We start from the raw sequence: 20,476 nt of genomic DNA, 5'->3' as shown, positions 1-20,476 counted from the left end.
CGTTAACATAGTCGGCTTTTTCACGCGGGAGACAAGCATGGCGCAGTATGAACCGGGGCAACGCTGGATCAGTGACAGCGAAGCGGAGCTGGGCTTAGGGACCGTCCTGATGCAGGACGGCCGCATGCTCACCGTGCTCTACCCGGCCACCGGCGAAACCCGCCAGTACGCCTTGCGCAATGCGCCATTGACCCGCGTGCGCTTCTCGCCAGGCGATGAAATCACCCATTTCGAAGGCTGGAAGCTGACCGTACAGGAAGTCGATGATGTCGACGGCCTGTTGGTCTATCACGGCCTCAATGCCCAGCATGAAAGCGTCACCCTGCCGGAAACCCAGCTGTCGAACTTTATCCAGTTCCGCCTGGCCAGCGACCGCCTGTTCGCCGGGCAGATCGACCCGCTGCCCTGGTTCGCCCTGCGCTACCACACCCTCGATTACACCAGCCGCCAGTTGCAATCCAGCCTCTGGGGCCTGGGCGGCGTGCGCGCGCAACCGATTGCCCACCAGCTGCACATCGCCCGTGAAGTCGCCGACCGCATCGCGCCACGGGTATTGCTGGCCGACGAAGTGGGCCTGGGCAAAACCATCGAAGCCGGCCTGGTGATCCATCGCCAGCTGCTGTCCGGGCGCGCCAACCGCGTGCTGATCCTGGTACCGGAAAACCTCCAGCACCAGTGGCTGGTGGAAATGCGCCGGCGCTTCAACCTGGATGTCGCACTGTTCGATGAAGAACGCTTTATCGAAAGTGACGCCAGCAACCCGTTCGAAGACTGCCAGCTGGCATTGGTCGCCCTGGAGTGGTTGTGCGAAGACGAGAAGGCCCAGGACGCGCTGTTTGCCGCCGGCTGGGACCTGCTGGTGGTCGACGAAGCGCACCATCTGGTCTGGCACCCCGAACACTCCAGCGCCGAGTACGCGCTGGTCGAGCAACTCGCCGAGGTCATCCCCGGCGTGCTGCTGCTGACCGCGACCCCCGAGCAACTTGGCCAGGACAGCCACTTCGCCCGCCTGCGCCTGCTCGACCCGAACCGCTTCCATGATCTGGCCGCCTTCCGCGCCGAAAGCGAGCACTACAAGCCGATTGCCGAGGCCGTGCAGGAACTGCTCGACCAGGGGCGCCTGTCGGATGCCGCGCACAAAACCATTCATGACTTCCTCGGCGCTGGCGGTGAAGAACTGCTGGCCGCAGTCAACGCCGGTGACAGCGAAGCCTCGGCGCGCCTGGTGCGTGAGCTGCTGGATCGCCACGGCACCGGTCGCCTGCTGTTTCGCAACACCCGCGCCGCCGTCCAGGGTTTTCCGGATCGTGAAGTGCACCCCTACCCGCTGGCCAGCCCCGACGAATATATGGAACTGCCGCTGGGCGAGCACGCTGACCTCTACCCGGAAGTCAGCTACCAGGCGCAGCCGGATGTCGATGAAGAACAGCGCTGGTGGAAATTCGACCCGCGCGTCGAGTGGCTGATCGACACCCTGAAGATGCTCAGGAAGTTCAAGGTGCTGGTGATCTGCGCCCACGCCGAAACCGCCATGGACCTGGAAGACGCCCTGCGTGTGCGCAAAGGCATCCCGGCCACCGTGTTCCACGAAGGCATGAGCATCCTGGAGCGCGACCGCGCCGCCGCCTACTTCGCCGACGAAGAGTTCGGCGCGCAGGTGCTGATCTGCTCGGAAATCGGCTCGGAAGGTCGTAACTTCCAGTTTGCCCACCATCTGGTGCTGTTCGATCTGCCAGCGCACCCGGATCTGCTTGAACAGCGCATCGGCCGCCTCGACCGTATCGGCCAGAAGCACCGCATCCAACTGCACGTGCCGTACCTGGAAAACAGCCCGCAAGAGCGCCTGTTCCAGTGGTATCACCAGGCGCTAAATGCCTTCCTCGCCACCTGCCCCACCGGCAACGCCCTGCAACATCAGTTCGGCAGCCGTTTGCTGCCGTTGCTGGAAAGCGGCGATGACGGTGAATGGCAGGCCCTGGTTGACGAAGCCAAAGCCGAGCGCATTCGCCTGGAAGGTGAGTTGCACGCCGGCCGCGACCGCCTGCTGGAGCTCAATTCCGGCGGTGCCGGCGAGGGCGAAGCGCTGGTCGAGGCGATTCTCGAGCAGGACGACCAGTTCGCCCTGCCGATCTATATGGAACAGCTGTTCGACGCGTTCGGCATCGACAGCGAAGACCATTCCGATAACGCGCTGATCCTGCGCCCCAGCGAGAAGATGCTGGATGCCAGCTTCCCCCTGGGTGACGACGAAGGCGTGACCATCACCTACGACCGCGACCTGGCCCTGGCCCGCGAGGACATGCAGTTCCTCACCTGGGAACACCCCATGGTGCAAGGTGGCATGGACCTGGTGCGCTCAGGTTCCATGGGCAACACCGGTGTGGCGCTGATCAAGAACAAGGCGCTGAAACCCGGCACCGTGTTGCTGGAGCTGCTGTATGTCAGCGAAGTGGTCGCCCCGCGCGCGCTGCAGCTGGGCCGCTACCTGCCGCCTATCGCCCTGCGCTGCCTGCTCGATGCCAACGGCAACGACCTGGCCGCCAAGGTCTCGTTCGAGAAGCTCAACGAGCAGCTGGAAAGCGTGCCGCGTGCCAGCGCCAACAAGTTCGTCCAGGCCCAGCGTGACAGCCTCAACCCGCTGATCAACGCCGGCGAAGGCAAGGTTGCCGAACGCCACACTGCGCGCGTCGACGAAGCCAAGCGCCGTCTGGCCGCCGAAACCGACGAGGAGCTGGCGCGCCTGATCGCCCTGCAAGCAGTCAACCCCAGCGTACGTGACAGCGAACTCAACGCCCTGCGCCAGCTGCGCGAGCAAGGCCTGGCCATGCTCGACAAGGCCGCGTTGCGCCTCGAGGCCATTCGCGTACTGGTTGCGGGTTAAGCAGCATTGGCTACTGACCGTTGAAACGTAGGCGAGGCCGCCGAGACAAGGCGAAAACAGGCGAGGAAGCGGAGTTTACTGCTGTAAATGAGCATTCCGAGCCTGTTTTCAACGCAGTATCGGCAACGCAGGTAGTTTCAACGGGCTGCTAGAGTCAGAAGCACTACTTCTGTTCCTCCAGCCCACAGGAGCTTTCTGTGCCTGCACGCGCCGCCTCGCGCCGGTTTCACCATAGCCTCGGCGGGCTCTGTCTGCTGGCGCTGCTCCTGCTGCCCCTGCTGCATCTGTGGCCCGCGCTCAACGGGCTGAACAACGCCCACCTCGACTGGCTGATCCGCCAACGCGCCGCCGAACAGACGCCCGACCCGCGCCTGCTGCTGATTGATATCGACGACCTGAGCCTGCAAGTGCTGGCCGGCGAGGCTGGTAAATGGCCATGGCCGCGCTCGCTGCATGGCGAACTGCTGGAATACCTGCTCAGCCAACAGCCCAAGGCGGTGGCCTTCGACATCCTGTTCAGTGAGCCCGACCCGTTCAATCCGGACGCCGACAGCTACTTTGCCGAAGTGCTGCAACGCAGCCCCAATACCTACCTCGCCGCCCTGGTCCAGCAGCCGGAAAAAGGCAGCCAGCCGCCGCTGCTGCGCGACTACCCGCGACAAACCTGGGATGCCCCAGGGCAACGCGGCGCGGACGATCAGCGCGGCTTGTTGCTGTTGCCCAACGCCCTCCCCAGCGAACTGTGGCGCCTGGGCAGCATCAACTTCCGCCCGGATAGCGACGGTATCGGCCGGAGCTACGAGCTGTACCGCAGCTTTGCCGACTGGCGCCTGCCCAGCCTGCCTGCGCGCATCGTGCATGACCTAACCGGCGCCTTGCCGCCGCAACAGAACCTGCTGCTGGACTGGCCCGGCAGCAGCCGCCTGCCCTACCCGCGCCTGCCCTACGCCGTCGTGCTGGCGGCGGCGCGCAACCAGGGCGAGCCGCTGGCGGCCGAGCTGTTCAAGGACCGGATTATCGTGATCGGCACCACCGCCGCCGGCCTGCACGACTTGCGCCCGACCCCACTGGACACCCTCTATCCGGCGCCCTTTATCCTGATGACGGCCATCGACAACCTGCTCAACAACAGCCAGTTGCGTGAAGCGGACAGTTGGCTGGAAGTACTCGGCCCGCTGCTGCTGTTGCTCGGTCTGAGCGTTCTGCTGCTACGCGAACAGCTGCCGGTAGCCTTTGCCCTGTGCCTATTCGGCAGCCTGGCGTTGTTTGCCGGCAGCTACGGGCTGGCCTTGCAGGGCCTGCTACTTGGCGTGCTGCCGGGGCTGATCTGCCTGTGGCTGCTGCTGGCCGCCGCGCTGGCACTGTTCTATCTGCGCCGGCGTCAACAATTGCAGGACACCATTCGCCTGTTCAGCCGCTTTATGGACCCCGTGGTGGTCAACCAGCTGGTGTCGCGCGACGACCCGGAAGCCCTGCTGGCGAGCAAGGAGTGCCAGCTGACGGTGCTTTTCTCCGATATTCGCAACTTCACCACACTGTCAGAACAACATACGCCAGTGGAAATCGTGCACCTGCTCGAAGGCTATTTCAGCAGTCAGGTCGAGGTGCTGTTCAAACACCAGGCGACCCTCGACAAGTTTATCGGCGACGCCATCATGGCCTTCTGGGGCGCGCCGCTGGATAACCCGCAGCAAGCCGATCAAGCCATCCTGGCGGCCATGGAAATGCTGGAAAACCTCGACGCCTTTCGCCGCGACTACAACTGCCCGGATTTCGACATCGGCATCGGCCTGCACACGGGACCAGCGGTCGTCGGCCTGGTCGGCGCAAAGCAGCGCTATGACTACACTGCAATAGGCGACACGGTGAACCTGGCCAGCCGCATCGAAGGGCTGACCAAGGGCCGCGCCCATCTGCTGATTTCTGCCGCCACCCGTGAGGCCTGCACCCTCGATCTGCACTTCGTGCCCCAGGGCGAACACCAGGTAAAAGGCCGCACCGAAGCCGTAATGCTCTTTGAGCCGCGAAGGAGACATGATGAATAAAGGCCTCTGCAGCGCCTTCGCGGCGCTGATATTCAGCTGCTACGCCTTCTCGGCGCTGGCCGAGGTACGCCAGGCGCATACCCTTCAGGACAGCGCTCTGCGCGCCGAGCCCAGCGCCTCGGCCGCCAGTGTCGGCCAGGTCGGCAAACAGGCGCAGTTGCTGGTACTGGAACGCCAGGGCGGCTGGTATCAGGTGCAAACCTCAAGCGGCCAGCGTGGCTGGCTGCCACTGCTCAGCCTGCGCTTTGCCAAGGATGCCCAGGCCAGCCGCAGCAATGACCTGGGCAGCCTGCTCAAGCTGGGTAACCAGGCCTCCCCCGCCAGCGGCGTAGCCACCGGAATTCGCGGTATCAGCGATGAACAATTACGCAGCGGCAGTGCCAACACCTCGGCCAGCGTGCAGAGCCTGGAAGCCTTCGCCGCCAGCCCGAGCGAGGCGCGCAGCTTCGCCCAGCAAGGCGGTCTGCGCAGCCAGAACCTGCCCTACGCCCGCTAACCCGCCGCGAGGAGAGTGACATGCACACAGCCAGATTACTCACGTGCGCCAGCCTGCTCGGCCTGATCGCCAGCCTCAGTGCCTGCCAGGGGCTGGAAGGCATGCAGATTCAGGGCGTCGACCTGGGCAAACTGGCCAGCGCCGGCCAACACCTGACCAACATGGGCCAGAAAAGCGTCGATGAAGAGCGGGTGATCGGGCAAAACACCGCCAGCATCCTGCTGAGCAAAGCGGCGGTGCTGAATAACCCGCCGCTGCAGGCCTACGTCAACCGCGTCGGCCTGTGGGTCGCCCAGCACAGCGAGCGCCCCGACCTGCCCTGGCGTTTCGTCGTACTCGACAGCCCGCAAGTGGCCGCCTACGCCGCCCCCGGCGGTTACGTGTTTATCACCAGCGGCATGCTCACAAGGATGAACAGCGAAGCCGAACTGGCCGGCGTACTGGCCCATGAAGTGGCCCACGTGGTGCAGCAGCATCACCTCAAGGCGATTCAGCAACAGGCGCAAACCGGCCTGCTGACCGACCTGGCGACCCTCGCCGTGCAAGCCGGCGCCGCCGACAAGGGCGGCAGCCAGGCCGGCGAGCTGACCGACCGCTTTACCCGCAGCGTCAGCGACCTTTACAGCCGCGGCCTGGACCGTGGCGATGAATACGAAGCCGACGCCATGGGCGCGGTGATCGCCACCCGCGCCGGCTATGACGCCTACGGCCTGGCCGGCGTGCTACAGACCCTGGGCACCACCCGGCAGAACGACGCGGCGCTCACTAGCTTTCTCAAGGTGCACCCAGGTATCGATGACCGCCTGCAGCGCCTGCAGCCGGTCTATCTGTATATCGATAAGAATGCCAGCGGCCCGAGCCAAAGCCTGGATACGCGCTATCAGCAGGCGCTTAGAAGCAAACGGTAGAGGCAGACAGCCGCCCCAGAACCTGTTTTGGATCTCGCGAGCTAAAGCGAGCCTGTTTTTAACGCAGTATCGCCGACGCGCAGCAGATCCAAGGCAGGTTCTCAGTGGGTGTGGGGATGTTCGCGGGTGCACGACGGCTCGTAATCACACACGTGATGGCTGAACGGTGAAGCGCTGTGCGAGCCCGGCGCCCCGGTCACCTGGAAGCAGCGGCTGGCGATAAATAGCTGCACCAGCTCGGCGTCGAGCAAACCGCTCTGCGCCTCACTCTTGAGAATATCCAGCGCCCGCTCCAGGGGCATTGCCGGTTTGTAGGGGCGATCCGCTGCGGTCAAGGCATCGTAGATATCGCAGATGGTCATGATCCGTGAGGCGCAGGGAATCGCATCGCCGATCAGGCCTTTGGGGTAGCCGCTGCCATCGAGTTTTTCGTGGTGCGCCCCGGCGATATGCGGTACGCCTTGCAGGTCCGGGGTCCAGGGGATCAGGCTGAGGAACTGCTGGGTGTGCACCACATGGCGCTCGATCTCTTCGCGTTCGGCCGGGGTCAGGCTGCCCTTGCGCACCGCCAGGGCGCTGAATTCACCCTCGCTGAGCAGACTGACCAGGCAATTGCCGGGCGCCTTGACCAGCTCGCCCTGCACCTCTTGCAGGTGCTGGAAATCGCCCTCACTGAGCATGCTCGGCTCGTTGGCCTGAACAATATTGTTCAGGTAGCGCTCCAGGCGCTCGCATTCATAGGCCAGCTCGGCTTCCAGTTGCAGACGCCGCTCATCGCTCAGGCCGCCCTGATGGCGGTAGGCATGCAACATCTTGCGCAGGGTCTGGTTGCGCAGATTCTCCTGGGCCAGGGCGACGCGGTAGCGCAGGTTTTCCAGCACCGGCTCGGCGAGCTTCTTGGCTTTGACCAGCACATGCTCACGCACCCCGACTTTGCCGAAATCATGCAGCAGGGCCGCGTAACGCAGCTCACGCAGGCCATCGCTGCTTAACGCCTGTTCGCGCAAGCGGGCCTGCGGCGCATGGGGCAACTGGTTGGCCAGGGTCAGGCACAGTTCGGCGACCCGGAAAGAATGACCACTGGTGGTTGGGTCGCGTTGTTCGATGGCAAACACCGAGGCCTGCACGAAGCCGTCGAACAGCCGGCTGATGTCATCCAGCAATTGGCGGTTCTCGATGGCCACCGCCGCCTGGCTGGCCAGCGCACGCAGCGACACGGCGGTTTCTTCATCGAAGGCAATCAGCTCAGGTTCCAGCGGCTCGCTGCCTTTACGCTGGCGGTTGATAAATTCCAGCACGCCGACCACTTCGTGGCGATGATTGCGCATGGGAATCGCCAGGATCGACAGGGTGCGATAGCCCATCTGCAGGTCGAAGGAGCGGTTGAAGCGATACGGCGCATCGGCGGCAATCGCGTACACGTCTTCGATATTCAGCTCGGTGCTGGTCAGCGCCACATAACCGGCAATCGAGGCCTTGCTCAGCGGCATGCGCTGATCCTGAAAGCTGTTGTGGCTGAGCGTGCCGTTCTGCGTCAGCTTGAAGATCAGCTGCGCCGGCGCATCCGGGCGGCGGCTGACCAGAAACAGCGAGGCGGCGTCGCTGTTGGACAAACGCCGGCCTTCGATCAGAATTTTTTCCAGCAAGCGGTCCAGGTCACGCTCGGCCGACAGCGCCAGGCCCACGTCCACCAGTTTATTCAGGTCATCATGCTTACCCGCCAGGGCGGCGGTCAGTTGCTCGGTCTGATGACGCAGCTGGTGCTGCTCGCCGGCAAAGCGCAGCAACGCCGACAGCTCCTCGACACTGGCCTGCGGCGGCAACGGCAACACGCCCGGTTGATCCATGCAGCCCAGCACAATCGCCCCGCAACCCAGCCAGTCAGGCAACGGCCTGAGCGCCAGCAGCCGCTCATCGAGCAGCACCAGTGCCACGTCTTGGGGTAATGGATCAGACGCATCAATCAGCTGCAAGCTCAGCGCACACTGCGCCAGGACGCTGCACAGGGGATGTGCACCAAGCGCATTGCTGTGGCCCAGCACAAGGCGGGAGGTGCCCATGGCGTTTGTCCTCAGTCGCAGTTGCGTGACAGCAGTGCGACTGAGTATTGCACAGGATTTAGCGACCGCCCGGCCGTCCGGCGCATGCCGGACAGCCTGACAAAATGGCTTAGCTAGCAGGCTGTAGCTGCATGCCCTGCAACATTCTGGCGGCATCGGCCACCACGCAGCGCGAGGCCTGCAGCAGCGCCACCATGGTCAGCAACAAGGCCACTGGAATCAGGTACATGGCATTGTGCAGGCCAACGGCCTTGAAGGTTTCATTCATTTCACTGGCCCCGGCAGCGAGCATCGCCGCCTGGGAATAGTGATCCGACAGCATGCCCACCGCCAATGGGCCAAGACCACCGCCGAGCAGGTACAGGCCGGCGAAGAACAACGCCATGGCGGTGGCGCGCAGGCGCGGCTCGATCACATCCTGAATCGCGGTGTAGACGCAGGTGTAGAAGTTGTAGGCGAACAGCCAGCCGATGCTGAACAGCGCCACGAACACGGCGATTTCGACTCGCCCCGCCAGCAGGGCGTAGCCCGTGGCCACGGAGGCAATCAACATGCTCAGCGCGGCAAACAGCAAGCGGCCGGTCTGCCAGCGCTGGTGAATCTTGTCCGCCAACCAGCCCCCCAGGGTCAGGCCGACCAGGCCGGTCAAGCCGACGATCACCCCGGTGGCCATGGCCGCCTGCTCCAGCGGCAACAGGAAGTAGCGTTGCAGCAGCGGCACCATAAACGAGTTACAGGCATAGGTGGCGAAGTTGAAGGCCAGGCCGGCCAGCACCAGCCACCAGAAAGTGCGGATCGCCAGCACTTTGCGCAGGGGCTTGTCCACCGGCGTGGTGCGCGACTGCACCAGCTCGGCCGCGCCACGCTTGGGCTCTTTGATAAAGAACATAAACAGCGCCAGGATCAGCCCCGGCACCGCAGCAATAAAGAATGGCGCGCGCCAGCTGTCAAAGGCTTTAACCATCGCCCCGATGGTGAAGAACGCCAGTAGCAACCCCAGCGGCAGGCCGAGCATAAAAATACCCATGGCCCGCGCACGCTTGTGCGCCGGGAACAGGTCGCCGATCAGCGAGTTGGCCGCCGGTGCGTAACTGGCCTCGCCAATCCCCACGCCCATGCGCACCAGCAGAAAGCTCCAGAAATTCCAGGCCAGGCCATTGACTGCGGTCAGGCCACTCCAGACAGTCAAGCCCCAGCCCATGATCTTGCGCCGCGCGCCGGTATCGGCCATGCGCCCCAACGGCACACCGGCAATCGCATAGACGATGGTAAAGGCAGTACCGATCAAGCCCAGCTGCAGGTCGCTGAGGTTCCACTCCAGGCGAATCGGCTCGATGATGATCGCCGGGATGGTGCGGTCGAAGAAGTTGAACAGGTTGGCGAGAAAAAGCAGGAATAGAACGCGCCAGGCATTCGCCGCTTGCAGGGACTGCTGCATGGAATCCATCTCTATTTGTTGTTATCGAAGCAGGTCGGTAAGCCCGCGGCCAACCGCCGTATCCAGCTTGTGCAGGCTCAATCTAGAGCCTTGCGTCTAGGCTGTCTGTGACTATTTGTTGCGTGTATGCCGGGTAATGGGCAGCCGCGCACGCACGCAGTTCACAAAGCACATCGGAAAACTCTGGATGGGCCTGAGTTAAACCGTGCAAAACAGCGAGATTTTCTATTTTTCGTGCTACAAACAAGCCTGTTGAGCCAATGTGGCCATTTGCCGCTCCACCCTCGTTAGCCGCCGGACTGTCTCTCAATGAAAACAAAAAAAGACCCTGTGACCTCCCCCGCGACCGAAGCCACACTGGCTGACCTGGCTGATACCCTGCTCGCCCCGCTCGAGCGCCCGTCGCCACTGCAGCCCCCCATGCGGCTGGACAGCAGCGGCGAGCAATACATGTATTTCACCGAGCGCGACATTGATCGCATCCTCGATAACCTCGACGGCCTGCGCAGCCTGGTATTCCCCCCAGCGCCGCAGGATGACGACAGCGAACGAAGGGTGCAGCACTTCCCTTCTGTGTGCCTGATTGGCCTGGGCCGCTGCGGTTCGAACATCGCCCTGGATGTCGCCTCCCTGGTGTACAACGCCCGGCAGTTCTACCTGAGCGAGTTCAACAACGAAGAAAAGACCGTCGCCGAACAGGATTTCCGCCCCACACGCTGGATTCGCAGCAACCTGCTGCGCGCTCCAGTCAAGGGCAGCAAGCCGGTGTTTTTGATCGAACCCCTGGTCATGCTCGGCGACCTGGACAAGGACATCGAGGGCCGCATCCGCTTCTCGCGCAAAGGCGAAACCAGCGGTTTTTTGAGCGACTACAGCAAGATGAAGATCATGGACCTGTCCGAGGTGCATGCGGGCGGTGCCGGTAACGCGCCGATCCTCGGTCAGTACCTGGCCAAGATCATCCTCAACAAGGACACCCAGCGCTTTACCAACGAAGACTGGAAATTCATCCACAGCTACCTGATCGACTCCTGCGGGATCAAGGCCAACCAGTCGCGCCTGTATTTCTACATCTTCAGCGCTGGCGGCGGCACTGGCTCGGGCATGGCCTCGGAATTCGGCCTGGCGCAGCAATTTGCCTACATGAGCAAGACCTTCGACACCAAGAACTTCGATGAAAGCCCGGAGAACCGCGACCACAGCTTCGTCTTCGAGCCGATTTTCACCAGCGGCATCTGCATCCTGCCGAACATCTCCGACCAGCGCAGCGAGATGTCCGAAGCCCTGCATATCAACGCCGGCCGCCTGCTGTGCAAGTACCTGGCCGAGGAGTGGGACTTCTCCTACAACTTCGACAACGAAGAGAACAGCGAAGCCAGCGTGATGCGCCGCATCCGCCCGTGGAACGCGATGATGCTGATCTCCAACGACATCATGCGCTACGCCGAAGAGAGCGATGACGGCAATATCCAGAACATCGACGTCAACGCCATGGAGCGTCACGCCAACCAGTATATCTCGCAGCAGATCTTCAACATCCTCACCGCCCAGGCGGTGACCACCGACTACGACCAGAACTACTTCCGCCGCGCCGGTATCGACATCGGCGAAACCATCCGTCTGGACGCCAACGACCTGTTTATGAGCCTGGCCGGCCCGGTGGCGGTGGCCTATGCCGAATCGGTGGTGCCGGAGCAAAGCGCGGCGACGCTGGAGAAATTCCGCGTACTCGATAAGGAGCCGTCACGGCTGAATATCGATGACCTGTTCTACCGCTCCATCGACTTGCCGCACTTCAACAAGGTCACCCAGGCGATCGAGGGCATCAGCCTGCTGCCGATCGAGTCCAAGCGTTACCGCGAAGCCCTGGATCAGTACAAGAAGTCCGATTACAACGCCACCCAACTCAGCGACCTGCACTTCTTCAAGAACTGCTCCTCGGTGGTCTCGATCGTCTCGCTGCCGAAAGATTACAAGCTGTCCTATATGGACCTGAACCGGCTCAAGACCCACCTCAACAACCTGTTCCCCAACACCACGCTGAAGCGCTATGCGCTGGTGATCGGCGCTTCGGCCAACCTGTCGCTGACCACCCTGATCGCCAAGAGCCCGTGCCTGTCGGATGATTTCCTGACGCTGATCGTGGCCTTTATCAAGCGCTGCTTCGCCCGCGACCCGCATCGTTTCGATGAGAGTCTGGACAACGCCATTCTCGATTTCATCATGAGCGATGAGTTCGACGAAGTGCGGGTCGACGCCATGCTCAATGAATACGAGAACCCGGCGAAGATCCTCGACACCAACTGGTACGCGATCAAGCCGATGTACGAGAAGAAGTACCGCGAGCTGATCCACGATCAGGACAAGTTTGTCTCGATCAACGACATCCGCCTGTCACGCGACAGCGTAAAGAAAGCCATCAAGTACCTGCGCGAGATCTACCGCCACCGCATCGGCAAGACCCGGGTTATCTCGCTTAACAAGTACGCCGAAGACAAGCCCGACTAGCAGGCCGTTGAAAAATGTAGGCGAGGCAGCTGAGACAAGGCGAAAACAGGCGAGGAAGCGGAGTTTACTGGCTTTAAATGAGCATTACTCGTTTCACTCGCCCTTCGGGTCGCGCTAAAGCGCGTTAGCCGCAAGCGGCTTTCCGAGCCTGTTTTCAACGCAGTATCAGCAACGTAGGTAGTTTTTCAACGGCCTGCTAAGCCACTTCAGCCTGCAACCCGATGTCAATCGGGTTGCAGGTTAACGCCTCAGGTCGCTCGCCACTCACTCAACCAGCCCAGGCTAGCCTGAGTACCCGCCTCACCCGGCCGATATTCGGCTGCCAGCCAGCCCTGATAATCGCTCTCGCGCAAGGCCGTCAGCAGCGGCGCGAACTGCAGCTCGCCCGTGCCCGGCGCGCCGCGTCCAGGGTAATCGGCAAACTGTACATGGCCGATACGCCCGGCCAGCAAGGCCATACCGGCGGGTATATCCAGGCCCTGGCGCGCCATATGGTAGAGGTCGTACTGCGCCGCCAGATTAGGATGGGCCACGGCCTTGAGCAGCGTATCCAGCTGCGCCGGAGTGTTGAGCAGAAAGCCGGGCATATCCAGCGGGTTGATCGCCTCCACCACCACGCCAATGCCCAATAGCTGAAAGGCCTCGGCGGTCTTGCGCAGGTTGTCGATCAAACAGGCCAGCGCCTGTTCCGGCTCAACACCCTCGGCCAAGCCCCCCGGCAGCACATTGACCAACGCCGGGCGAACCATGGCGGCATAGCTCAAGGTCTGCTGCAGCGCCGCATCAAACTCGGCCTGAAGCGCAGGCACCGCCGCCAAACCGGCCCCGCCGTTCATCAAATCGCCAGCCGGCAGGTTGATCAGGCGCAACGGCATGCCGGCAGCCTCCAGCGCCTCTTTCAGGGCAATGGCCGGCAGCTCATAGGGAAACTGGATTTCCACACCATCGAAGCCCGCAGCGGCGGCAGCCACCACTCGTTCGATCAACGGCAGCTCGGTAAACAGCAGCGACAGGTTGGCCGCGATCTTCATGGCTGTGACTCTTGCTGCTGCGCCCGGTACAGCTGCACCAGGGTCGCCGGATCACGCTGCAGATTGCCCTGGCTGGCGTGCTGACGCATCAGCTGCGCGGCCAGACCACTAAGCGGCGTGGCCGAGCCGATTTGTTGCGACAGTTTGACCGCCGTGTCCAGATCTTTAAGCAGAGTGCGTACATGCCATTTGACCGGTTCGAACTGGCTCTCGGCCATCTGCGGCGCGAGTATCTGCAGTGGCTTGGAATCGGCGAAACCGCCGGCCAGCGCTGGGGCGATCAAGCTGGCATCGACCCCGGCCTGCTCGGCCAGGGCGACCACTTCGGCAATCACCAGCGCGTTACAGGCGACAATCATCTGGTTACACACCTTGGTCACCTGGCCCGCGCCAACCTCGCCCATGCGCGTCAGGCGTTGCCCCAGGTGCGCGAGGATCGGCCGCACCCGCTCGATATCCTCAACCCGGCCACCGGCCATGATTGCCAGCGTGCCGTTGGCCGCACCCGGGGTGCCGCCGGAAACCGGCGCATCGACCCAGTGCATGGCGCAGCGAGAATACAGTTCAGCGGCCATCTCGCGGGTAGCCGCTGGCTCCAGGCTGGAAAAATCCACCAACAGCTGGCCAGGCTTGGCCGTTTCCACAATCCCGCCCGGACCGAACACCACTTCGCGCACCACCTCGGTGTTGGCCAGGCAAAGCATCACGATATCCGCCTGAGCACAGAGCTGCGCAGGGTTCGCCACGGCCTGCGCGCCCAACACCTGCAGCGGTGCGCACTTATCAGGGGAACGGTTCCACACGCTCAGTGGATAGCCGGCGGCCAGCAGCCGCTGGGTCATGGGCAGGCCCATCAGGCCAATACCAGCAAATGCCAAAGCAGGAAGGGAGGTGGACATAGGCAGACTCCGACTCATTGATGGCCGCCATCTTAACCCAGCGGCAGCAGAGCCCGCGCCGCCCACCAGCGCCCGAGCAACAGGCCTACAGGCCGTCTTTTTCCAGATGATCGAGATTGACCGGCTCGCCGCTGTGCGCGCCGAGCTTGGTGCGAATGTCTTCGAACATCAGGTCGTACTCGGCGTGGCTGCGCATGATCAGGCTGCTATTGGTCGGCAGGCCATGCTTGTGCGCCAGGCGCGTGGCCACGCTGGCGAAATTGTAGGCGGTATCGCGGTGCAGTTCGAACACCTCTTCAAACGCCTTGCCGTCCACCTGCCCCTGCATGCGCATATGCAGCATCGGCCCCTCGCGAGGGTCCTGGCGCACTTCGTAATACAGGTCGACGCTGAACAGCGGCGCCTCGGCCGTGGCCAAGGTATTGGCGCGATGCAAATGTCCGGGTTGAAACATGCTGGCAGCTCCTGCAATCAGTCCATCGTGCTGCCAGCATAGTTGCTCAGGATAAAGCGTGGCACGCGCTTAGGATCAGTGCAGCGGCGCGCGTTGGCTGCGTTCCTGCGCCAGCACCCAGGGCGCCACGACTACGGCCCACAGCTCTGGATCGCGGTTTAGCAGGTCTTCGGCGCGGCTGTCGTCAGCCTTGCTCAAGACCCCTGCGGCCAGCCAGGCGGCGACCTTGCCCTCATCGTTCTGCGCCACGGCCTGCGCTACTTCGATCAGGTCCTGAGCGCCGTCGACCAGCAGCAAGGCGCCACGGGCGAAGAAAGGTTGCAGCTCTTGCCAGCTAATAGCTGCAGTTTCACCAAGCAGCTTGGCATAGAGGGTGCTAGGTTGTTCTGTAATGGAATGCCCTGTCATGGATTGCCCTGTCAGTGATGGCCGCTTTTTTAATCGACCGCCATGATAGCGTCGACCCGCCCGCTGGCAAATTCGCAACGCAGTTCGCGACGTTGCCAGCGGCGAACAAGGCACGCCGTTTTTCTATACGTTTATTGCATTAAAGCGACACCCCAGGGTTTTGCCCCCAGCAAGCCGCTTTTCAAGGCGCGAAGCTGCGCTCTACACTGCGTCGGTAAAGTTGCCGGGGGATGACCGGGAAATGATCCCGGTTCTGCAGCCTAGGCCGCCAGAACTACAACAACGAAAATCAATAAGAGTGGAGCACTATGAACAAGGCTACTAAGCAGATTTCCAAACTGTTTGCCGCCATGGCCATGGCCGGCGTTGCCAGCTACTCGGTAGCGGCTGACACCATCAAGATTGGCCTGGCAGGCCCAGTCACCGGCGCTGTCGCGCAATACGGTGAAATGCAGTTCATCGGTGCCAAAATGGCCATCGAGCAGATCAACAAGGCCGGCGGGGTGAACGGCGCCATGCTCGAAGGCGTGGTGTATGACGACGCCTGTGATCCGAAGCAAGCCGTTGCCGTTGCCAACAAGATCGTCAACGACGAAATTAAATTCGTGGTTGGCCACCTCTGCTCCAGCTCCACTCAGCCAGCGTCCGACATCTACGAAGACGAAGGCATCCTGATGGTGACCGCAGCGTCCACCAGCCCGGACATCACCGCCCGCGGCTACGAGCTGGTGTTCCGCACCATCGGCCTGGACAGCCTGCAAGGCCCAACCGCCGGTAACTTCATCGCTGACCACGTCAAGCCGAAAGCCGTTGCCGTGATCCACGACAAGCAGCAATACGGTGAAGGCATTGCCACCGCGGTCAAGCAGACCCTGGAAAGCAAAGGCACCAAAGTGGTTCTGTTCGAAGGCATCAACGCCGGCGACAAGGACTTCTCGGCGATGATCGCCAAGCTCAAGCAAGCCAATGTCGACTTCATCTACTACGGTGGCTACCACCCAGAACTGGGCCTGCTGCTGCGTCAGTCGGCTGAGAAAGGTCTGAGCGCCAAGTTCATGGGCCCTGAAGGCGTAGGCAACAAGGAAATCTCGGCCATCGCTGGCCCGGCTTCCGAAGGCCTGCTGGTCACCCTGCCGAAGTCCTTCGATCAGGACCCACGCAACAAGGCGTTGGTTGATGCGTTCAAAGCCAAAAATGAAGACTCCAGCGGTCCGTTCGTGTTCCCGGCTTACGCTGCGGTACAAGTGATCGCCGAAGGCATCACCAAGGCAGGCGATACCGACACCGCTAAAGTGGCCGCAGCCCTGCGCGCCAACAGCTTCGACACCCCAACTGGCAGCCTGGCCTTCGACGAGAAGGGCGACCTGAAGGACTTCAGCTTCGTCGTTTACGAATGGCACCAGGACGGCACCAAGACTGAAGCTAAGTAACAGTCCCGCCTGAACCCAAAACCCACTGCTTCGGCAGTGGGTTTTGTTTATTAGAAGAATTCCGGTTGCATGCTGCGCCACAAGCGCCGCCTTGCGTGCCAACCCAGGAGTTAGGCAATGCCTGATCTTTATCACTACCTGCAACAGCTGGTTAACGGTCTGACCGTTGGCAGCACCTATGCCCTAATCGCCATCGGCTACACCATGGTTTACGGCATTATCGGCATGATCAACTTCGCCCATGGCGAGGTTTACATGATTGGCTCGTACGTAGCCTTCATTGTGGTCGCCGGCCTGGCCATGTATGGCCTGGACAGTTTACCCATCGTGATGATTGCGGCCTTTGCCGCCAGCATCATTGTCGCCAGTGCCTATGGTTACAGCATCGAACGGGTCGCCTACCGCCCTCTGCGCGGCGGCAACCGTCTGATCCCGCTGATTTCTGCCATCGGCATGTCGATCTTCCTGCAAAACCAGGTACTCCTGGCCCAGGACTCCAAGGACAAATCGATCCCCAACCTGCTACCGGGCAACTTCGTCTTCGGTGAAAGCACCATGAATGGCGTGGTGATTTCCTATATGCAGGTGCTGATTTTCGTCGTCACCTTCTTTGTCATGGTCGGCCTGACGCTGTTTATCTCCCGCTCACGCCTGGGCCGCGCCTGTCGCGCCTGCGCCGAAGACATCAAGATGGCCAACCTGCTGGGCATCAACACCAACAACATCATTGCCCTGACCTTCGTCATCGGCGCCGCGCTGGCGGCCATCGCCGCCGTGCTGCTGGGCATGCAATATGGCGTGATCAACCCGCACCTGGGCTTCCTCGCCGGGATCAAGGCCTTCACCGCCGCGGTACTCGGCGGTATTGGCAGCATCCCCGGCGCAGTGCTCGGTGGCCTGCTGCTGGGCGTGGCCGAAGCCTTTGGCGCCGATATCTTCGGCGACCAGTACAAGGACGTGGTGGCGTTCAGCCTGCTGGTACTGGTGCTGCTGTTCCGCCCAACCGGTATTCTCGGCCGTCCGGAGGTTGAAAAAGTATGAATACCTCCATCACGAAAAACCTCAAGACCGCGATCTTCAGCGCCCTGCTGGTGCTCGCCGTGGCCTACCCGGTTATCGGCCTGAAGCTCTCCACGGTCGGCATCAAGCTCGAAGTGCAAGGCGCCAGCCCGGCCGTGCTGTGGACCATCTTCGGCTGCTCGATTGCCATGTTCTTCTGGCAACTGCTGCGTAACCACCTGAGCGCCGCCTGGAGCCACGCGCCCAAGCTGCCGAGCATGCCGGGCAAAGCCAGCGAGTTCCTCACCCTGCCCTCGACCCAGCGCTGGATCGTTCTGGGTCTGATCGTCGTCGCCCTGGCCTGGCCGTTCTTCGGCTCGCGCGGGGCGGTGGATATCGCCACGCTGATCCTGATCTACGTGATGCTCGGCCTCGGCCTGAACATCGTGGTCGGTCTGGCCGGCCTGCTCGACCTCGGCTACGTGGCCTTCTACGCTGTGGGCGCCTACAGCTACGCGCTGCTGTCGTTCTACTTCGGCCTGAGCTTCTGGATCTGCCTGCCGATTGCCGGCCTGATGGCGGCGTTCTTCGGCTTTATCCTGGGCTTCCCGGTGCTGCGTTTGCGCGGCGACTACTTGGCCATCGTCACCCTGGGTTTCGGCGAGATCATCCGCATCCTGCTGAACAACATGACCTGGCTCACCGGTGGCCCCAACGGCATCGGCTCGATCCCCAAGCCAACGCTGTTCGGCCTGTCGTTCGACCGCAAGGCCGCCGAAGGCATGCAGACCTTCCACGAGTACTTCGGGGTGGCCTACAACTCGATCAACAAGGTGATTTTCCTCTACCTGATCGCCCTGCTGCTGGTGTTGTTGACCCTGTTCGTGATCAACCGCCTGCTGCGCATGCCGATCGGCCGCGCCTGGGAAGCCCTGCGTGAAGACGAAATCGCCTGCCGCGCTCTGGGTATGAACCCCACCGCAATCAAGCTCTCGGCCTTTACCATTGGCGCCTGCTTCGCCGGTTTCGCCGGCAGTTTCTTTGCCGCGCGCCAAGGCCTGGTCAGCCCGCAGTCGTTCACCTTTATCGAATCGGCGATCATCCTCGCCATCGTTGTACTGGGCGGCATGGGTTCGCAGCTGGGTATCATTCTGGCGGCCATCGTGATGATTCTGCTGCCGGAGCTGGCACGTGAATTCAACGAATACCGCATGCTGATGTTCGGCGCGCTGATGGTATTGATGATGATCTGGCGTCCGCAGGGCCTGCTGCCCATGCAACGCCCGCACCTGGAGCTGAAGCAATGAGCCGCCCGATCCTAGAAGTAAGCGGCCTGTCCATGCGCTTCGGCGGCCTGCTGGCCGTCAACGGGGTGAACCTGCAGGTCGCGGAAAAACAAGTGGTGTCGATGATCGGCCCGAACGGCGCCGGCAAGACCACGGTATTCAACTGCCTGACCGGCTTCTACCAGCCCACCAGCGGCAGCATCCGCCTCAATGGCGAGCAGATCGAAGGCCTGCCTGGCCACAAGATCGCCCGCAAAGGCGTGGTGCGCACGTTCCAGAACGTGCGTCTGTTCAAGGACATGACTGCGGTGGAAAACCTCCTGGTAGCCCAGCATCGTCACCTCAACACCAACTACCTGGCGGGCCTGCTGAAGACCCCGGCGTTTCGCAAAAGCGAACGCGAAGCCATGGAGTTCGCCGCGTACTGGCTGGACCAGGTCAACCTGACCGAGTTCGCCAACCGCACGGCCGGCACCCTGGCTTACGGTCAGCAACGCCGCCTGGAAATTGCCCGCTGCATGATGACCCGCCCGAGCATCCTGATGCTGGACGAGCCAGCCGCCGGCCTCAACCCACGCGAAACCGACGACCTCAAGGCACTGATCCGCGTGTTGCGCGATGAGCACAATGTCACCGTGCTGCTGATCGAGCACGACATGAAGCTGGTCATGAGCATTTCCGACCACATCTATGTGATCAACCAGGGCACGCCCCTGGCCGACGGTACGCCGGAGCAGATCCGCGCCAACCCGGACGTGATCAAAGCCTACCTGGGGGAAGCGTGATGCTGTATTTCGACAATGTTTCCACCTTCTACGGCAAGATCCAGGCGCTGCATGACGTCAACGTCGAAGTCCGTCAGGGTGAAATCGTCACCCTGATCGGCGCCAATGGTGCCGGCAAGTCGACCCTGCTAATGACCCTCTGCGGTTCGCCCCAGGCGAGCAGCGGCAGCATCCGCTACCAGGGTGAAGAGCTGATCGGCCAGGACACCCCGAGCATCATGCGCAAGAGCATTGCCGTGGTGCCGGAAGGCCGTCGGGTGTTCTCCCGCCTGACAGTGGAAGAGAACCTGGTAATGGGCGGCTTCTTCGGCAGCAAGGCCGACAATCAGGAGCAATTGGACAAGGTGCTGCACCTGTTCCCGCGCCTGAAAGAACGCTTTGCCCAACGTGCCGGCACCATGTCTGGTGGTGAGCAGCAGATGCTCGCCATCGGCCGCGCCTTGATGAGCAAACCAACCTTGCTGCTGCTCGATGAGCCGTCGCTGGGCCTGGCGCCGATCATCATCCAGCAGATCTTCGACATCATCGAACAGCTGCGCAAGGACGGTGTGACGGTGTTCCTGGTCGAGCAGAACGCCAACCAGGCGCTCAAGCTGGCCGATCGCGGTTATGTGCTGGAGAACGGTCGGATCGTTATGCAGGGCAGCGGTGAACAGTTGCTCAATGATCCAAAGGTGCGCGACGCCTACCTGGGCGGCTAAATACCCAAGGTGAGAAAAACCGCTCTAAGGAGCGGTTTTTTATGCGCCTGGAAAAGTAGGAATGGGGGTAACCCATAGCTGCAACTGATGGGTTATCACCCATCCAGCTGCCCGTGGAAAATCCAGCGGAGAGTTTTATCAGCACCG

At 62.0% G+C, this 20,476-nt stretch carries 16 protein-coding genes; 10 read left to right on the top strand and 6 right to left on the bottom strand.

Annotated elements, in window-relative coordinates:
- Positions 1-37 precede the first annotated feature (37 nt).
- The 4 genes from rapA (at position 38) to WA145_RS03000 (ending at position 6,330) form a co-directional block, all read left to right on the top strand.
- Positions 38-2,881, top strand: coding sequence for an RNA polymerase-associated protein RapA (rapA, locus tag WA145_RS03015; protein ID WP_422580148.1), 2,844 nt, complete (start codon positions 38-40; stop codon positions 2,879-2,881).
- Positions 2,882-3,078: 197 nt separating this feature from the next.
- A complete protein-coding gene (locus WA145_RS03010; protein ID WP_422580147.1) occupies positions 3,079-4,926 on the top strand; it encodes a CHASE2 domain-containing protein in 1,848 nt (615 codons plus the stop codon).
- Positions 4,919-5,422 carry an SH3 domain-containing protein gene (locus WA145_RS03005; protein WP_422580146.1) on the top strand — a complete coding sequence of 168 codons (504 nt, stop codon included), beginning with the start codon at positions 4,919-4,921 and terminating at the stop codon, positions 5,420-5,422. The genes WA145_RS03010 and WA145_RS03005 overlap by 8 nt, the downstream gene beginning before the upstream one ends.
- A gap of 20 nt (positions 5,423-5,442) precedes the next feature.
- On the top strand, positions 5,443-6,330 hold the full coding sequence (locus tag WA145_RS03000; RefSeq protein ID WP_422580145.1) for a M48 family metalloprotease: 888 nt from the start codon (positions 5,443-5,445) through the stop codon (positions 6,328-6,330).
- Positions 6,331-6,431: 101 nt separating this feature from the next.
- Here WA145_RS03000 and WA145_RS02995 read toward each other — a convergent pair whose 3' ends face one another.
- Both WA145_RS02995 and WA145_RS02990 read right to left on the bottom strand, forming a co-directional pair.
- The gene (locus tag WA145_RS02995) at positions 6,432-8,390 is read right to left on the bottom strand and encodes an HD domain-containing phosphohydrolase (protein ID WP_422580144.1); all 1,959 of its coding nucleotides are present in this window, start codon (positions 8,388-8,390) and stop codon (positions 6,432-6,434) included.
- A gap of 109 nt (positions 8,391-8,499) precedes the next feature.
- Positions 8,500-9,828 carry a spinster family MFS transporter gene (locus WA145_RS02990; RefSeq protein WP_422580143.1) on the bottom strand — a complete coding sequence of 443 codons (1,329 nt, stop codon included), beginning with the start codon at positions 9,826-9,828 and terminating at the stop codon, positions 8,500-8,502.
- Between the two features lie 420 nt (positions 9,829-10,248).
- Between WA145_RS02990 and WA145_RS02985 the strand changes: the two genes are divergently transcribed.
- The gene (locus WA145_RS02985; RefSeq protein WP_422580151.1) at positions 10,249-12,336 is read left to right on the top strand and encodes a hypothetical protein; all 2,088 of its coding nucleotides are present in this window, start codon (positions 10,249-10,251) and stop codon (positions 12,334-12,336) included.
- A gap of 248 nt (positions 12,337-12,584) precedes the next feature.
- Here WA145_RS02985 and WA145_RS02980 read toward each other — a convergent pair whose 3' ends face one another.
- The 4 genes from WA145_RS02980 to WA145_RS02965 form a co-directional block, all read right to left on the bottom strand.
- Positions 12,585-13,367, bottom strand: coding sequence for a hydroxypyruvate isomerase family protein (locus WA145_RS02980; RefSeq protein ID WP_422580142.1), 783 nt, complete (start codon positions 13,365-13,367; stop codon positions 12,585-12,587).
- A complete protein-coding gene (locus WA145_RS02975) occupies positions 13,364-14,266 on the bottom strand; it encodes an NAD(P)-dependent oxidoreductase (RefSeq protein WP_422580141.1) in 903 nt (300 codons plus the stop codon). The genes WA145_RS02980 and WA145_RS02975 overlap by 4 nt, the downstream gene beginning before the upstream one ends.
- An 85-nt stretch (positions 14,267-14,351) precedes the next feature.
- On the bottom strand, positions 14,352-14,720 hold the full coding sequence (locus tag WA145_RS02970; protein ID WP_422580140.1) for a DUF5064 family protein: 369 nt from the start codon (positions 14,718-14,720) through the stop codon (positions 14,352-14,354).
- 75 nt (positions 14,721-14,795) lie between these two features.
- Positions 14,796-15,113 carry a DUF2288 domain-containing protein gene (locus WA145_RS02965; RefSeq protein WP_422580150.1) on the bottom strand — a complete coding sequence of 106 codons (318 nt, stop codon included), beginning with the start codon at positions 15,111-15,113 and terminating at the stop codon, positions 14,796-14,798.
- Between the two features lie 323 nt (positions 15,114-15,436).
- Between WA145_RS02965 and WA145_RS02960 the strand changes: the two genes are divergently transcribed.
- The 5 genes from WA145_RS02960 (at position 15,437) to WA145_RS02940 (ending at position 20,329) form a co-directional block, all read left to right on the top strand.
- The gene (locus WA145_RS02960) at positions 15,437-16,558 is read left to right on the top strand and encodes a branched-chain amino acid ABC transporter substrate-binding protein (protein ID WP_422580139.1); all 1,122 of its coding nucleotides are present in this window, start codon (positions 15,437-15,439) and stop codon (positions 16,556-16,558) included.
- A 117-nt stretch (positions 16,559-16,675) separates the two neighbouring features.
- Positions 16,676-17,599: a high-affinity branched-chain amino acid ABC transporter permease LivH gene (gene livH / locus WA145_RS02955; RefSeq protein WP_422580138.1), complete on the top strand. Its 924-nt coding sequence runs from the start codon at positions 16,676-16,678 to the stop codon at positions 17,597-17,599.
- Between the two features lie 8 nt (positions 17,600-17,607).
- Complete coding sequence (locus WA145_RS02950) at positions 17,608-18,864, top strand: high-affinity branched-chain amino acid ABC transporter permease LivM (protein WP_422580149.1); 1,257 nt, start codon at positions 17,608-17,610, stop codon at positions 18,862-18,864.
- Positions 18,861-19,628 carry a high-affinity branched-chain amino acid ABC transporter ATP-binding protein LivG gene (livG, locus tag WA145_RS02945; RefSeq protein ID WP_422580137.1) on the top strand — a complete coding sequence of 256 codons (768 nt, stop codon included), beginning with the start codon at positions 18,861-18,863 and terminating at the stop codon, positions 19,626-19,628. The genes WA145_RS02950 and livG overlap by 4 nt, the downstream gene beginning before the upstream one ends.
- Entirely contained in the window at positions 19,628-20,329 is a 702-nt protein-coding gene (locus tag WA145_RS02940; RefSeq protein ID WP_422580136.1) for an ABC transporter ATP-binding protein, read from the top strand. Before livG ends, WA145_RS02940 begins: the two co-directional genes overlap by 1 nt.
- Positions 20,330-20,476 lie beyond the last annotated feature (147 nt).

The sequence above is a fragment of the Pseudomonas sp. genome, from assembly GCF_049301935.1.
Classification (GTDB): Bacteria; Pseudomonadota; Gammaproteobacteria; order Pseudomonadales; family Pseudomonadaceae; genus Aquipseudomonas.
This window is presented reverse-complemented; position numbering and strand designations above follow the sequence as displayed.

What these genes read in the sequence shown, in the direction of transcription:
- WA145_RS02940 (WP_422580136.1), top strand. Translation starts at nt 19,628, where the DNA reads ATGCTGTATTTCGACAATGTTTCCACCTTCTACGGCAAGATCCAGGCG.
- WA145_RS02960 (WP_422580139.1), top strand. Translation starts at nt 15,437, where the DNA reads ATGAACAAGGCTACTAAGCAGATTTCCAAACTGTTTGCCGCCATGGCC.
- livH (WP_422580138.1), top strand. Translation starts at nt 16,676, where the DNA reads ATGCCTGATCTTTATCACTACCTGCAACAGCTGGTTAACGGTCTGACC.
- WA145_RS02995 (WP_422580144.1), bottom strand. Translation starts at nt 8,390, where the DNA reads ATGGGCACCTCCCGCCTTGTGCTGGGCCACAGCAATGCGCTTGGTGCA.
- WA145_RS02985 (WP_422580151.1), top strand. Translation starts at nt 10,249, where the DNA reads ATGCGGCTGGACAGCAGCGGCGAGCAATACATGTATTTCACCGAGCGC.
- rapA (WP_422580148.1), top strand. Translation starts at nt 38, where the DNA reads ATGGCGCAGTATGAACCGGGGCAACGCTGGATCAGTGACAGCGAAGCG.
- WA145_RS02975 (WP_422580141.1), bottom strand. Translation starts at nt 14,266, where the DNA reads ATGTCCACCTCCCTTCCTGCTTTGGCATTTGCTGGTATTGGCCTGATG.
- WA145_RS02980 (WP_422580142.1), bottom strand. Translation starts at nt 13,367, where the DNA reads ATGAAGATCGCGGCCAACCTGTCGCTGCTGTTTACCGAGCTGCCGTTG.
- WA145_RS03000 (WP_422580145.1), top strand. Translation starts at nt 5,443, where the DNA reads ATGCACACAGCCAGATTACTCACGTGCGCCAGCCTGCTCGGCCTGATC.
- WA145_RS03005 (WP_422580146.1), top strand. Translation starts at nt 4,919, where the DNA reads ATGAATAAAGGCCTCTGCAGCGCCTTCGCGGCGCTGATATTCAGCTGC.
- livG (WP_422580137.1), top strand. Translation starts at nt 18,861, where the DNA reads ATGAGCCGCCCGATCCTAGAAGTAAGCGGCCTGTCCATGCGCTTCGGC.
- WA145_RS02990 (WP_422580143.1), bottom strand. Translation starts at nt 9,828, where the DNA reads ATGCAGCAGTCCCTGCAAGCGGCGAATGCCTGGCGCGTTCTATTCCTG.
- WA145_RS02970 (WP_422580140.1), bottom strand. Translation starts at nt 14,720, where the DNA reads ATGTTTCAACCCGGACATTTGCATCGCGCCAATACCTTGGCCACGGCC.